Origin of the sequence: Rhodococcus sp. AH-ZY2, from assembly GCF_030916465.1 — a bacterium.
Lineage (GTDB): Bacteria > Actinomycetota > Actinomycetes > Mycobacteriales > Mycobacteriaceae > Rhodococcus > Rhodococcus ruber.
On record NZ_CP126458.1, the window covers coordinates 3,061,023 to 3,074,046 of the forward strand.

Here is a 13,024-nt window from a genome sequence, read left to right on the forward strand (position 1 = left end):
CCAACCTCACCCGAAACTCTATTGTTATCCTGCAACAAAACAGACTATTCGGACAAAATTGGCGATACGGGCGTTCGGGGGTCGCCGATACCGCCCGAGCGGGTCCGCGTAGGGGGTCAGCGTGGGCCGAACTGCCGATCGCCGGCATCCCCGAGACCCGGAACGATGTACTTGTTCTCGTTGAGACCGTCGTCGATCGACGCGGTCACGAGCCGGACCGGGTGACCGGACTCGGACAGGGCTGCCACCCCCTCCGGAGCCGCGACCACGCACACCGCCGTGACATCGGTCGCGCCGCGCGCGACGAGCAGGTCGATCGTGTGCACCATCGAACCTCCCGTGGCGAGCATCGGATCGAGCACGTACACCGGCAGCCCGGACAGGTCGTCGGGAAGCGACTCGAGGTACGGCACGGGCTCGAACGTCTTCTCGTCGCGGGCCAGTCCGACGAAGCCCACCCGCGCCTGCGGGATGAGCGCATGGGCCTGCTCCACCATCCCGAGGCCCGCACGCAGCACCGGCACCAGCAGCGGTGGCTGCCGAAGGCGCACACCGACCGTCGTCGCCACCGGCGTGCGCACCTCGAACTGCTCGACCGGGGCGTCCCGGATCGCCTCGTACACCAGCATCTGGGTCAGCCGGCGCAGCGCGTAGCGGAAGGCTGCGTTGTCGCTGCGCTCGTCGCGCAGCGTGGTCAGGAGGGCAGCGGCGAGCGGGTGGTCGACGACGAGCGAATCCATGCCGGAAGGATAGAACGCCGTCGCTCGCCCGCCGTCGCCGACTGCTTCCCGGCACAGCCCACCGGCGCAGCCCGCCCGCACGGTCCGCCGCAGTCCCGTTTTCCGGACTCGCCCCGACCGCGGGGCACGTGTGCCATCGTGACAGTCGGGCCTGCGGACGGACGGGACGGGTGGGCATGTGGGACTACATCGACGAGCGCAAGGCGCAGATCGCCTTCAGCGCGTACCAGCATGTGAGCCTCGTCGTGCAGGCCGTGCTTCTCGCCACCGTCGTCGCCGTCGTGCTCGCGGTGGTCGTCACCCGGATCCCCCGGCTCGAACCGGTGGCCAACACCCTCAGTGCCGTCGGCCTGACCGTCCCGTCCTTCGCGCTGCTCGGCATCCTCGTCCCGCTCGTCGGGATCGGGGTGGCACCGGCATTCCTCGCGGTCGCCTTCTACGCGACCCTGCCGGTGCTGCGCAACGCGGTGGTCGGGTTGCGTGGCGTCGACGGCACCCTCGTCGAATCCGCACGCGGAATCGGCATGGGCGAGATCGGCACGCTCACCCGCGTCCGGCTCCCGCTGGCCTGGCCCGTCATCCTCGCCGGGGTGCGGGTCTCGACGCAGATGTCCATGGGCATCGCCGCGATCGCCGCCTACGTGCTCGGCCCCGGTCTCGGCTCGTTCATCTTCACGGGCCTGTCGCAGATCGGCGGCGCGAACGCACTGAACTCGGCCCTGGTCGGCACGATCGGAGTGGTCGTCCTCGCGCTGGCGCTCGACGCGCTGCTCCTCGCGCTCGGCAAGGTCACCGTCTCGAAGGGAATCCGTGCCTGACATGAACACGCCGCCGCCGTCCGCAGCGCAGATCAGCGGCACCGACATCGACCTGATCGACGTGGTCAAGACGTTCCCCGGGCAGGCGCGCCCGGCAGTCGACGGTCTGAGCCTGCACATCCCCGCGGGCGAGATCGTGATGTTCGTGGGCCCGTCGGGCTGCGGCAAGACCACGTCGCTGAAGATGATCAACCGTCTCGTCGAACCCACGTCCGGAACCATCCGGATCGGCGGCGACGACATCCGGTCCGCGGACGTCGACGACCTGCGGCGGCGGATCGGGTACGTGATCCAGGGCGGCAGCCTCTTTCCGCACATGACGGTCGCGCAGAACATTTCGATCGTGCCCCGGTTGCTGGGCTGGGACCGGCGGCGAACCGCGGACCGCGTCACCGAACTGCTCGAACTGGTCAACCTCGACCCGGACCGGTACCGGGACCGCTACCCGCGGGAACTGTCCGGCGGGCAGCAGCAGCGGGTCGGCGTCGCCCGGGGCCTCGCCGCCGACCCGCCCGTCGTGCTGATGGACGAGCCGTTCGGCGCGGTGGACCCGATCACCCGGCTCCGGTTGCAGGACGAGCTGCTGCGCATCCACGACGATCTGCGGAAGACGATCGTGTGCGTCACCCACGACATCGACGAGGCCGTCAAACTGGGCAGCCGGATCCTGATCATGCAGGAGGGCGGGCACGTCGCACAGTACGACACCCCCGAGACGATCCTGTCGGCACCCGCGAGCCCGTTCGTGGAGAAATTCGTCGGTGCCGGTTCCACACTCAAACAGCTCTCGCTCAGCCGCGTCGCGGAGGTCGAACTGGCCGAACCCACCACCGCGGAAGTCGGCAGCTCCGCCGAGGAGGCCGTCGCACGCGCCAGGGCACGCGGGGACGACACCGTCGTCGTCCTCGACCGGCGCCGTCGTCCCGTGGCCTGGCTGTGGGTGCGCGAACTGCAGGGTTCGGGCACCGTCCCGGACGGCGACCCCGACGACCTGGTCACCCTCGACCGGCACGCCACCCTCAACGACGCACTGGACACGATGCTCGCCTCCGCTCACGGGGCCGCGATCGTGACGGGACGGCACGGCGAATTCCAGGGATTGATCAACTTCGAATCGGTGACCGGACGGATCCGCGGCGGTGAGTCGCAGTCCGCGGCCGCAGGCCCCGGTGAGACGGGACAGCACACATGAGCATCGACACCGAACCGGCGTCCTCCCGGGCCGGAACCCGTCCAGGTCCTCCCCCGCGCCGGCGCGGCGGTATCGCGATGCTGTTCGTCCTGCCACTCGTCGTCGCCGTGGTGTTCGCCGCCTGGGCGCTGTGGCGCGCGAACGCGGACCTCGACTCGATCGAGGCCCGCCAGCTCGAATGGGCCACCATCTCGACCCTCCTCCGCGAACACGTCGAACTCACGGTGGTCTCGGCGATCCTCGTCGTGGTGATCGCCGTCCCGCTCGGGATCGTCCTCACCCGGCCCGCGTCGCGCGCCCTCGCGCCCGTCGCGGTGGGTGTCGCCAACGCCGGGCAGGCGGCACCGGCCATCGGACTGCTCGTGCTGCTGGCCATCTGGCTGGGATTCGGATTCGGCACCGCCGTCGTCGCCCTGACCCTGTATGCCGTGCTGCCCGTCCTGCGGAACACGATCACCGGCATCGAAGGCGTCGATCCGACCCTCGTCGAGGCCGGGCGCGGCCTCGGCATGTCCGGGCTCGGCGTGTTGCTCCGGGTCGAGCTGCCCCTAGCCCTGCCGGTGATCATGACCGGCGTCCGCACCGCGCTCGTTCTGCTGGTCGGCACCGCCACCCTCGCCACCTTCATCAACGCCGGCGGCCTCGGATCCCTCATCGTCACCGGCATCACCCTCTTCCGCTATCCCGTCCTCGTCAGCGGCGCGCTGCTGGTGGCGCTGCTCGCCCTTCTGGTCGACTGGGCGGGGCGCATGCTCGAGTTCACGGTCCGGCCGAAGGGGCTCCGCCCGTGACCGCGCGCCTGCTGTCCCGGCTCGCCGGAGCGCTCCTCGCGGCGTCGACGCTGGCCGCGTGCGGATTGGGAACCGCCGGCGGTTTCGTCCCCACCGGCGAACTCGCGGGCCCGCTGCAGTCCGTCGAGCCGCTCGACGGTGCGAGCATCTCGGTGGGATCGAAGAACTTCTCCGAGGGCATCCTCCTGGGGAAGATGGCAGTGATCCTCCTGCGTTCGGCGGGCGCGGACGTCACGGATCTGACCAACATCCCCGGCAGTGCCAGCTCCCGCCAGGCGCAGCTCGAGGGACAGGTCGATCTGCAGTGGGAGTACACGGGCACGGCCTGGATCGCCTATCTCGGACACGAGGAAGCGATCCCCGACGAGCGCGAGCAGTACGAGGCCGTGCGCGACGAGGACCTGCGCGAGAACGGCCTGGTGTGGCTGCCGCCCGCCCCCATGAACAACACCTACGGTTTCGCGGCCACCAGCGCCGAGGCCCAGCGACTCGGCGTGGCGTCGCTCTCCGACATCGCGAACATCCCGGTCGCCGAACGCACCTTCTGCGTCGAATCCGAGTTCGCCAACCGCAACGACGGCCTGCAGCCGATGCTCGACACCTACGGCATTCCGCTCGGATCCGGTGTCCCACGCGAGAACATCAGGACGCTCGACACCGGCGCCATCTACGAGGCGACGGCGCGCGGCGACTGCAACTTCGGCGAGGTGTTCACCACGGACGGCCGGATCGAGGCCCTCGATCTGACCGTGCTCGAGGACGACCGGAAGTTCTTCCCCATCTACAACGTGGCGGTCGTCGTCCGCGACGAGACCCTCACCGAGAACCCGCAGATCGCGGAGCTGTTCGCTCCCGTCTCCCGGAAACTGACCGACGAGACTCTCATCGAACTGAACGGACGGATCGACGTCGACGGCCAGGAGCCGGCCGAGGTCGCCTACGACTGGCTCGTGCAGGAGGGCTTCGTCGAGTAGGACAGCGGCGGCACCCGCGACCGTGTCAGTGGACGAACTTCAGTCCCACCACGCCGCCGACGATCATGGTCAGGAACAGGATCTTCCATGCCGAGACCGATTCGTTCCCGGTCGCCATCGCGTAGACCACGGTGAGCACCCCGCCGATCCCCACCCACACGGCGTAGGACGTTCCCACCGGCAATCGACGCATCGCATAGGCCAGTCCCGCCATGCTCGCGGTCAGCGCCGTGACGAACACGACCGTCGGAACCAGACGGGTGAAGCCTCGGGATCTGTCCAATGCCGTGGCCCACACCGCTTCCAGCACCCCGGACACCACCAGCACCAACCACGACATCACAGGCTCCCTCGGGCCGTCTTGTCGCACACCGGGTACGGCGCCCCTCGTCCGGGAACCCGGGTTCCGGGCTCGCTTCCAAGGTCCCACAACCCGTGGCGGGGAACAAATCCGGCTCGTCGACGCGGAACCGGGGCACCACCCGCCGCGTCCAACCGGTCGAAGGACGATCCGTTTCACCGAGGGGGAGCAGCCCGAATGGACGCAGGCACCGGCAACCACGACGTGGTACGTGCCCGACCCGAGACGATCGCGGCGTTCGGACGCACCGCTACGGCCATGGCCGAGCGGCTCCACGAAGCCGCCGGCGAGGCACACGCGGTGGATCCGGCGCCACTCACGACGGCATTCGGTCCGGTCGGCGCCGCGTTCCTCGCCGCGTTCGCGGCCACCCACCGCGCCCACGAGACGGAACTGACCCGGCTCGGCGGCACCTTCGCGGCAATGGGTGCGGTCGCCGGTGCCACCGCGGCCGCCTACGAGCACGCCGTCACCGCCCAGTCGGCACTGCTGAAGGCCGCCGGAGCGCCGCGGTGACCGGCATGCCGGAGGTGGATCTGCTCACCGCTCCCCTGGCCGAGCTGCTGTCGGCGTTCGGCACCGGCGCCGTCGCCACCGATCCGGCCGCGGCACTGCGCTCCTGCACGGAACTGGTCGAGGGCGTACACACGGTGGGCCGGGCCGCGCTGGGCGAGCTCGCGTGGGACTGGGCGGGCGCTGCCGCCGAGACCGCCGTCCGCAGCGGCGAACGGGCCCTGGCCGACCTCGTCGCCGCCGCCGACCGCGGGACGGCCATCGCCGACGTCGCGGTGGACGCGACGACGACCGTCGTGACCGGCGCCGCCGAGATCGCCCGGCTGATCGACTCGTTCACGACGCTGGCCGAGCGCTCCGCTCCCCTTGCCGCCCTCCCGCAGGCACAGATGATGCTGCTGGTGGCGGCCGTCGAGCACATCGCAGCGGGACTCGACGTCCTGGCCCGGGTCACCTCGGCGCTGGCGGAGCACACGGCACGGATGGCAGAGCTGATGCCGTCGGATCCTGCCTCGGCCGCACCGCCGGGCCAGGATCCGGCCGTGTCGCCGGGCCAGGATCCGGCCGTGTCGCCGGGCCAGGGTCCGGCCGCGTCGCAGTCCGGCGAGCCGCGGGCCTTCGGCGGCCCCGGAACCGAGGTGCGGCTACCGGACGGCAGCGTGGCCGTCGCACCGAATCGAGCGGCGGCCGATGCGGTGCGTCACGCGCTCTCCCAGCAGGGCACGCCCTACGTGTGGGGTGGGACCGTGCCGGGGCAGGGCCTCGACTGCAGCGGACTGACCCAGTGGGCGTACGGACAGGCCGGAGTACAGATTCCGCGCCTGGCCCAGGATCAGGACGTGGGAACCGCAGTCGATGCGAGCGCGGTGCAACCCGGCGATCTCGCGGTGTGGGACGGGCACGTCGCGATGATCGTCGGAAACGGCCTCATGGTCGAGGCGGGTGACCCGGTGCAAGTGTCGCCGATCCGGACCACGAACAGCGGGATGGGATTCCAGGGATTCTTCCGGCCCACCGGGTGACACGGGAACCGATCGGTGCGGGTGCGCGTCCAAGTCCGGTATGGACACCCCGGAGACGACCATCACGACGGCGACCGCCCGGAACCGGGCCGGCACCATCTCGGTGCGCACCACCGAACAGGGCCTGCCCGTCGACCTTCACATCGATCAGAGCGAACTACGCTACGGCACAGCACAACTGGCCGAGCAGATCGTGTCGCTGTGCCGACTCACGACACTCGAGGCCGCCGCGCGGCACCGAGAGGAACTGGCGGACGGAGGCATGCCGGAAGGACTGCTGAACCGGCTGGGCCTGACCACCCACGATGCCGTGCAGCGGGCGCGCCGCGACGACGGGCACGCGGCCGGAACTCGTGCGGCGCTCCGGTGGTGAGCGCGATGTCGGCGAGCGACCAGCGCGTGACGGAGATCGTGGAGAGTGTGCGCACGAGGCTCGGGGCCCTGCAGGACTGCGTGGCCGCGCTCGGCGTGGTCTCGGGCACTGCGACGAGTCCGGACGGTCTCGTGCGGGCCGAGGTGGACGGCAACGGCGCCCTGACCGGACTGTGGCTCGCCGAGACGTTGCGCGGGCACCGCACCCGGGACGTGGCGGCATCGATCCTGGCCACGGCGCACGAGGCCGCACGGGTCGCCGCCGCCGAACGGGCCCGTCTGCTCGGGGATCTCCGTGGCGCGCTCGGGTGACGGCTGTCTCACCGCCGCTCCGCTATGTCTTCGGCCCGGAGGTGGCTAGGCTTGGCGACCATGGCTGGAGACATCGTCCCGATCGAGCTCGGTCTCACCGACGGCGACGTCGCGACCCTCTGGGCGCCGCGGTGGCGCGAGGGCGACGACGAATGGGAGGCGTTCCTGGGCCACGGTGACGATCTGTATGCGTTCGGCGCGGTGGCCGAGCTCGTTGCGTTCGTCCGCTCCGGCGCCGACAACGACCTCGTCGAGCATCCGGCCTGGCCGGTCGTGTCGAAACTCGCGGCGGAGGAGTTCGAGCCGGACGAGAGCCATTCGTACGACCTGATCGGCGTGCCGGAACTCGTGGCGGACGACGCGGATCCGGAGTCCGTCGCCGAACTGCAGAACACGTTCGACATCGCGTCCGTCCTCGGCGACGTGTGCGAACTCGAGCCGGTGACGAAGTTCTTCGAGCGCGCCGAGATCGAGGCGCTGCTGAGCCACGGAGTCGCGGCGTTCGAGGGCCGCGAGGGCGTGGAACTGTGGAATCGGGTCGGCGCGGCCGTCGCCGAGGACTGGGACGCGGTGCTCGACGCGATCGACGGCGTCGTGAAGTCGCCCGAGGTGGACCCCGAACTCGTCGCCGAAGCCGAGGCGGAACTCGTCGCGGCCGAGGAGAACGTCGTCGAGGCCGAGGACGCGGCCGAGGAGGCGGAGGACGAGGAGTACGAGTTCGTCGACGGGGACGAGGACGAGGAGACGAGCTTCTGGACCGCGGTCGGGATCGACCCGGTCAAGATCATCGCCTCCGACGGCACGTGGTTCACCCTGCGCTGCTACGTCGACGACGATGCGTTGTTCCTCGGCCGGGACGGGACGATCCTGGTGTTCCCCACCGAGCGGGCGCTGGCGCGCTATCTCGCCGACCACCACGACCACGACCTGGCGGCGCTGAGCACCTACGACGACATCCGGCACGCGGCGACGGACGGTTCCCTCGAGATCGACGTGACGGACGAGAACGTGTACGTGCTGCCCGGGATCGCGGACGACATCGAGCACGGCACCGAGGCGGTGGACGCCGATCAGCTGGATCTGGCGGTCGAGCTGTTCACCGACGCCGCGAACTACGCCGAGGACGACAGCACCGACGCCACGCTGGCCGGCTCCACCGAGCTGGGCTGGTTCGTCAACTACGTGCTCGAACCGGATCCGACACGGCTCGCGCCCAGCGCGCCGTTCACCGCGGAGGCAGAGGCGTGGCGGGCTCTCGAGCGGGAGTTCGAGGCCCGGCTGCACAAGCACTGATCGATCGCCGGAGCACCCGGCGCAGTATCGGCGGGGCGACCAGCCGCCCCGGCGGGTCCACCATCGCCGCGACCCGGAAGAATGCGCGGACCACCTCGGCATCCTGCACGGCAGCGGCGTGGACGAGCGGCAGATAGCGGTTGGCCACGCGCACTTTCGCGCCGCGCCGGCCCTGGACCTCCGGCCAGGCTAGGTCACCGCCGGTCGCCATGTCCCAGGGCACGGCGACGACCTTCGCCACGTCCCGGAACCACCGGTGCGGGTCCGGTTCCCGGCCGCGGGCAAGGTGTTCGGCGAGGAGCACGGCTTCGAACGCCGCGACGCTCATGCCCTGCGCGTAGATCGGGTCGAAGCTGCACACCGCGTCGCCGATCACCAGCAGCCCCTGCGGCAGCCGCCGGCACCGTTCGTATCGCAAGCGCCGGCTCGCCGGAAAGTGGTACGACCGGGGTGCGTCGAGCGGCTCGGCGTCCCGGATCGCGTCGTACACGTCCGGCCACGGCAAGGACCGCACGAAGTCCACCCAGCCCTCCGGTGAGGCCGGGGGCCGGTGACCGAGCATGCCGACCGCCGTCACGAGACAGCGACCGTTCTCGATCGTCTGGAGGGCGGCGCCGCGCGGGTCCGGCGGGGACGGCGCGAGCAGAATACCCAGGTCGCCGCCCATGCGTGCCGGATCGGCAGGGTAGGTACGGGTGACGTACGTGAGATCGACGCGGACCTCCTCCCGCTCGGGTGGGGGGTATCCGAGCTGCTCGAGCCACGCCGGGGTTCGCGAACCACGCCCGGTGGCGTCGACGACGAGATCGGCGTCGAGCACTTCCTCGACGCTGCCGTCCGCCCGGCGGAGCACGCGCACGCCGGTGACCCGTCGACCGTCACCGCTCACCATCGCCCCCAGCGCGTCGCACCGGTCGACGATCCGCACTCCGGGCAGTGCGGCGACGCGGGACCGGATCCGATGTTCGAGATTCGGCCGGCTCGCGCTCACCGCCGTCAGGCCGCTCTCCGTCTGCCGGAGGCGGTGGCCGCCGAGATACCAGCGCACGTCGCCGCACTGGTCCACCAGCGGCGCCCCGTCTGCGACGAGCTCCGCGGTGAGGCCGGGCAGCAGATTCTCGATGGCGCGCATCCCGCCGGCCACCAGCACATGGATGTGCCGTCCCTGCGGTACACAGCGCCGCGCCGCGGCACCGTCCGGCAGCCGGTCGTGATCGATCACCACCACATCCGAGTACGCATCCGACAACACCCGTGCGGCAAGCAAACCGGCCGTTCCCGCTCCGAGCACCACGGCACGATCACCGATTCGTGTCACCATTTCCGGCACCTCCTCGTTCGAGTGCGAGAAGCATGCGGCCGGATTGTGCTCGGTCACCAGTCCGTTCGGTGCTCGGTCGTGCTCACTGCCGGCGGCCGTACACCTCCTGGTCCCACAGCCACGACACGATCCGCTCCACACCTGCGGTCAGATGCCTGCGATAGGTGCTGAACGGCAGTCCGAGCGCCGCTGCGGCCGATTCCTGGGTTGCGGCCGGTCGCAGGTACGTCCGATCCACGGCCCGCAGCAGTTTGTCGTCGCGGGGGTGGTCGGCCAGGGTGGCGACCGCGTCGCGGAGCACCTCCTCGAGCAGCGCGACGTCGGGTTCCCCGGAGCCGGTCCGGTCGTGGAGCACTCGAGTTCGCAGCAGCGGATTGCGGGCGAGGAGATCGTGCCGCCGCAGGTCGTGCAGGCCCTGCTTGACCGACTGCGCGAACTCGGGTTGGGAGAGGACGAGCAGCACGGGTGCGCCGGGCGCGGACGGGGACGGACCGCGGGCCAGCGCCCGGTCCGTCACCCGCTCGAGCCAGGCGTCGACCGGGACGCGCCGGAAATCGTGGGCGAACAGACCGAACCGGCGGCCACCGACGACGAAATCGCCGCCGGCGACGCGCGGCAGATCGGCCACGGCGAAGTAGTCGTCCCACCGGTCCGGCTCGGCCAGGGCGAGCACGTCGTAGGCAAGGCCCCGGGTGGTGAGGCATCGCTGGATCGTGAGAATCGGGACTGCGTTGAGCGTCGGCGAGGGGTCCTGGTACTCCTCCCGGTCCACGACGAACCGGGTCTGGGTGACGACCTCGCCCTCGCGCACCGGCGTACATCGCTGTGCGACCCGCCATCCCGCCGCGGCACCCGGGTCGCGGACCCGATCCGCCTCGGCGGCGCGGGTGAGATCCAGCAGCCCGATCACGCCGCGGACGGTCCCGTCCAGGTACCGGAGCACGAAGAAGCCGTCGGGTTGCCGTGCGAGCCACCACTGTGCGTGCCGGGCGGACTCCTCTCCCTCCGCGGTCCCGATCAGCTCGACGACCGCCGCGCGGTCGGCAGCGGTGGCGGGCTCGGGATAGTGTCGGCCCCAGCTCTCCCACTGCACGGGCGACAGCACGCCGGCGAGGTTGCGGAACACGAACTCGAGATCGAAGATCGCCTGCTGTTGCCGCCGGCCGGTCGTCGAGTCGAGCGCCCGATGGATGTGCCGCCACACGAGGCGGAAGACGTCGGCATAGCTGTCGGCGTCCCGCCACCACAGGTCGGCGTCGATGACGTCGCGGGCCAGGTCGTGAGGATGGAGCCCGTCGGCGCCGGTCTCGACGAAGGACAGGCTCCGAAGCCACCGGAACGCGTCGTGCGCACAGTCGTCGTCCGCGCCGAGCGCGTCCCGCAGGAGCGATTCCGTGGTCACGCGGGCGAGTGCGCACACCTCCAGTGCCCGCCGGTGGACCGTGCCGGGTTCCTCGTCGACGAACCGGCGCAGCAGAGTTCCCACCAGGTCGGGGGTCAGCGGATCGGCGTCGGCGCTGCCGCCGCGGAGCACCGCGTCGGCGAGCAGCGACAGCGCCAGGGGGTGGCCGTGGGTCACGCGGCAGAGACGCTCGTGCAGGTCGTCCCGGACCCCGGCGGCGCGCAGGTATTCGACGCTCTCCCGGGGAGCGAGGTTGCGCAGCGACACCACCCGCAGCAGCTCGCCCCAGGCGAGATCCGAGCGCCACTGCGGCGACGGTGGATCCCGCCCCGCGATCACGGTCACCGCGTCGTCCGGGAACCGCGGCAGCAGATTCCGGCGGATCCAGCCGTCGATCGGTGCGAGTGCCTCGTACGTGTCGATCACCGTCACGAGGCGTTGCCCGGACGCGGTGGCGATTCGGTCCGCGCCCACGTCGAGGTGCTTCTCCAACGCGGCGAGGACGGCGGCCGGATGGGGGACGAGGTCCCGCCCGTCGAGACGCACGAGAGCCGACCCGGCCCCCGCGGCGAGATCGGCGACCTCGTCGAGCAGGCTGGTCTTGCCGATCCCTCCGGGTCCGTACAGGTACAGCACCGAGAACGGGGACCGGGGTGCGTCGAGGGCGGCACGTACCAGCTCGAGTTCGGCCGCACGCCCGACGAACCGGCGGCGTCGGCGCGCGGCGAGCACGTCGCCGAGAGTTGCCGAGGGCGGGACGCGGTCCCTCATACCCCCGACCCTACGAGGTGGCGGCCGCCGGCGGTACCGTCAGCCGATCAGGACGGCGTAGCCGGGCTTGATCACGTCGTCGATGATCTCGAGCCGCTGATCGAACGGCAGGAACGCGGACTTCATCGCGTTGATCGTGAACCGCTCGAGGTCGGACCAGCCGTACCCGAACGTCTCGACCAGCCGCATCATCTCCTTGCTCATCGTCGTGTCGCTCATCAGCCGGTTGTCGGTGTTGACGGTGACGCGGAACCGCAGGCGTGCCAGCAGGTCGAACGGATGCTGTTCCAGGGTGTCGACGGCGCCGGTCTGCACGTTCGAACTCGGGCACAGCTCGAGCGGAATCCGCTTGTCGCGCACGTAGTTCGCCAGCAGACCGAGAGTGGCGGTGCCGTCCTCGGCGACGGTGATGTCGTCGACGATGCGCACACCGTGACCGAGGCGGTCGGTGCCGCAGAACGCGATGGCCTCGTGGATGGACGGCAGTCCGAATGCTTCCCCCGCGTGGATCGTGAAGTGCGCGCTGGCGGCGCGCATGTACTCGAAGGCATCGAGATGCCGGCTCGGTGGGTAGCCGGCCTCGGCACCGGCGATGTCGAACCCGACGACGCCGCGGTCGCGGAACCGCACCGCGAGTTCGGCGATCTCACGGGACCGGGCGGCGTGCCGCATCGCGGTGAGCAGCAGCCGCACCCGGATGGGCTGGGCACCGGAGGCCTCCACCGCGGACTCCCCCGATCGGAAGCCCTCGAGCACGTGCTCGACCACGGAGTCCAGGTCGAGTCCCCGCTCGAGATGCTGTTCGGGGGCGAAGCGGACCTCGGCGTAGACGACGCCGTCGGCGGCGAGGTCGAGCACGCATTCGCGGGCGACCCGCTCGAGGCCGTCCGGGGTCTGCATGACGGCCACCGTGTGCGCGAACGTTTCGAGGTAACGCTCGAGCGAGCCGCTGTCGGCCGAGTCCCGGAACCAGCGCGCCAGTTCGGGTTCCGTGCCGGCCGGCAGCCGGTAGCCGCAGGCCTCGGCCAGTTCGAGCACGGTTCCCGGCCGCAGACCGCCGTCCAGGTGGTCGTGCAGAAGTACTTTCGGCGCGGTCCGCAGCGCGGGTTCGGTCAGTGTCGTCGCCGGCTCCGTCATGCCCC

The 13,024-nt window shown here is 70.8% G+C and carries 14 protein-coding genes and 1 riboswitch; of the genes, 9 read left to right on the plus strand and 5 right to left on the minus strand.

The features are described from left to right. Positions 1-116 precede the first annotated feature (116 nt). Positions 117-740: a uracil phosphoribosyltransferase gene (gene upp / locus QNA09_RS15160; RefSeq protein ID WP_010594819.1), complete on the minus strand. Its 624-nt coding sequence runs from the start codon at positions 738-740 to the stop codon at positions 117-119. 176 nt (positions 741-916) lie between these two features. On the opposite strand from upp, the gene QNA09_RS15165 reads away from it, so the two are divergent. From QNA09_RS15165 to QNA09_RS15180, 4 genes are read left to right on the plus strand one after another with little or no spacing between them, the layout of a single operon-like run. Beyond that, positions 917-1,558: an ABC transporter permease gene (locus tag QNA09_RS15165; protein WP_010594820.1), complete on the plus strand. Its 642-nt coding sequence runs from the start codon at positions 917-919 to the stop codon at positions 1,556-1,558. A gap of 1 nt (position 1,559) precedes the next feature. Further along, positions 1,560-2,750, plus strand: a complete 1,191-nt coding sequence (locus QNA09_RS15170) for an ABC transporter ATP-binding protein (RefSeq protein WP_010594821.1) — start codon at positions 1,560-1,562, stop codon at positions 2,748-2,750. Continuing rightward, complete coding sequence (locus tag QNA09_RS15175) at positions 2,747-3,541, plus strand: ABC transporter permease (protein WP_119699886.1); 795 nt, start codon at positions 2,747-2,749, stop codon at positions 3,539-3,541. The genes QNA09_RS15170 and QNA09_RS15175 overlap by 4 nt, the downstream gene beginning before the upstream one ends. Continuing rightward, complete coding sequence (locus tag QNA09_RS15180) at positions 3,538-4,515, plus strand: glycine betaine ABC transporter substrate-binding protein (protein ID WP_010594823.1); 978 nt, start codon at positions 3,538-3,540, stop codon at positions 4,513-4,515. Before QNA09_RS15175 ends, QNA09_RS15180 begins: the two co-directional genes overlap by 4 nt. Before the next feature lie 25 nt (positions 4,516-4,540). On the opposite strand, the gene QNA09_RS15185 is transcribed toward QNA09_RS15180, so the two are convergent. Then, on the minus strand, positions 4,541-4,855 hold the full coding sequence (locus QNA09_RS15185) for a multidrug efflux SMR transporter (RefSeq protein ID WP_010594824.1): 315 nt from the start codon (positions 4,853-4,855) through the stop codon (positions 4,541-4,543). Between the two features lie 10 nt (positions 4,856-4,865). Then, a riboswitch (guanidine-III (ykkC-III) riboswitch) is annotated at positions 4,866-4,932 on the minus strand. A 121-nt stretch (positions 4,933-5,053) separates the two neighbouring features. On the opposite strand from QNA09_RS15185, the gene QNA09_RS15190 reads away from it, so the two are divergent. From QNA09_RS15190 to QNA09_RS15210, 5 genes are read left to right on the plus strand one after another with little or no spacing between them, the layout of a single operon-like run. Beyond that, positions 5,054-5,392, plus strand: coding sequence for a hypothetical protein (locus QNA09_RS15190; RefSeq protein WP_010594825.1), 339 nt, complete (start codon positions 5,054-5,056; stop codon positions 5,390-5,392). 5 nt (positions 5,393-5,397) lie between these two features. After that, positions 5,398-6,411: a C40 family peptidase gene (locus QNA09_RS15195; RefSeq protein WP_040272521.1), complete on the plus strand. Its 1,014-nt coding sequence runs from the start codon at positions 5,398-5,400 to the stop codon at positions 6,409-6,411. 40 nt (positions 6,412-6,451) lie between these two features. After that, positions 6,452-6,784, plus strand: a complete 333-nt coding sequence (locus tag QNA09_RS15200) for a hypothetical protein (RefSeq protein WP_010594828.1) — start codon at positions 6,452-6,454, stop codon at positions 6,782-6,784. Between the two features lie 5 nt (positions 6,785-6,789). Then, a complete protein-coding gene (locus QNA09_RS15205; protein WP_010594829.1) occupies positions 6,790-7,095 on the plus strand; it encodes a YbaB/EbfC family nucleoid-associated protein in 306 nt (101 codons plus the stop codon). Positions 7,096-7,155: 60 nt separating this feature from the next. Beyond that, positions 7,156-8,388 (plus strand): hypothetical protein, encoded by a 1,233-nt coding sequence (locus QNA09_RS15210; RefSeq protein ID WP_010594830.1) that lies wholly within the window; start codon positions 7,156-7,158, stop codon positions 8,386-8,388. Here the strand turns inward: QNA09_RS15210 and QNA09_RS15215 are convergent. The 3 genes from QNA09_RS15215 to QNA09_RS15225 form a co-directional block, all read right to left on the minus strand. Beyond that, entirely contained in the window at positions 8,321-9,709 is a 1,389-nt protein-coding gene (locus QNA09_RS15215; protein ID WP_040272515.1) for an NAD(P)/FAD-dependent oxidoreductase, read from the minus strand. The genes QNA09_RS15210 and QNA09_RS15215 overlap by 68 nt on opposite strands. Positions 9,710-9,791: 82 nt before the next feature. Further along, complete coding sequence (locus tag QNA09_RS15220; protein ID WP_029540064.1) at positions 9,792-11,882, minus strand: ATP-binding protein; 2,091 nt, start codon at positions 11,880-11,882, stop codon at positions 9,792-9,794. A 39-nt stretch (positions 11,883-11,921) separates the two neighbouring features. Continuing rightward, the gene (locus QNA09_RS15225) at positions 11,922-13,019 is read right to left on the minus strand and encodes an adenosine deaminase (protein WP_010594834.1); all 1,098 of its coding nucleotides are present in this window, start codon (positions 13,017-13,019) and stop codon (positions 11,922-11,924) included. Positions 13,020-13,024: the final 5 nt, after the last annotated feature.

Coding starts and splice junctions, on each gene's coding strand:
- upp (WP_010594819.1), bottom strand. CDS start 740: ATGGATTCGCTCGTCGTCGACCACCCGCTCGCCGCTGCCCTCCTGACC.
- QNA09_RS15165 (WP_010594820.1), top strand. CDS start 917: ATGTGGGACTACATCGACGAGCGCAAGGCGCAGATCGCCTTCAGCGCG.
- QNA09_RS15170 (WP_010594821.1), top strand. CDS start 1,560: ATGAACACGCCGCCGCCGTCCGCAGCGCAGATCAGCGGCACCGACATC.
- QNA09_RS15175 (WP_119699886.1), top strand. CDS start 2,747: ATGAGCATCGACACCGAACCGGCGTCCTCCCGGGCCGGAACCCGTCCA.
- QNA09_RS15185 (WP_010594824.1), bottom strand. CDS start 4,855: ATGTCGTGGTTGGTGCTGGTGGTGTCCGGGGTGCTGGAAGCGGTGTGG.
- QNA09_RS15190 (WP_010594825.1), top strand. CDS start 5,054: ATGGACGCAGGCACCGGCAACCACGACGTGGTACGTGCCCGACCCGAG.
- QNA09_RS15195 (WP_040272521.1), top strand. CDS start 5,398: ATGCCGGAGGTGGATCTGCTCACCGCTCCCCTGGCCGAGCTGCTGTCG.
- QNA09_RS15200 (WP_010594828.1), top strand. CDS start 6,452: ATGGACACCCCGGAGACGACCATCACGACGGCGACCGCCCGGAACCGG.
- QNA09_RS15205 (WP_010594829.1), top strand. CDS start 6,790: ATGTCGGCGAGCGACCAGCGCGTGACGGAGATCGTGGAGAGTGTGCGC.
- QNA09_RS15210 (WP_010594830.1), top strand. CDS start 7,156: ATGGCTGGAGACATCGTCCCGATCGAGCTCGGTCTCACCGACGGCGAC.
- QNA09_RS15215 (WP_040272515.1), bottom strand. CDS start 9,709: ATGGTGACACGAATCGGTGATCGTGCCGTGGTGCTCGGAGCGGGAACG.
- QNA09_RS15220 (WP_029540064.1), bottom strand. CDS start 11,882: ATGAGGGACCGCGTCCCGCCCTCGGCAACTCTCGGCGACGTGCTCGCC.
- QNA09_RS15225 (WP_010594834.1), bottom strand. CDS start 13,019: ATGACGGAGCCGGCGACGACACTGACCGAACCCGCGCTGCGGACCGCG.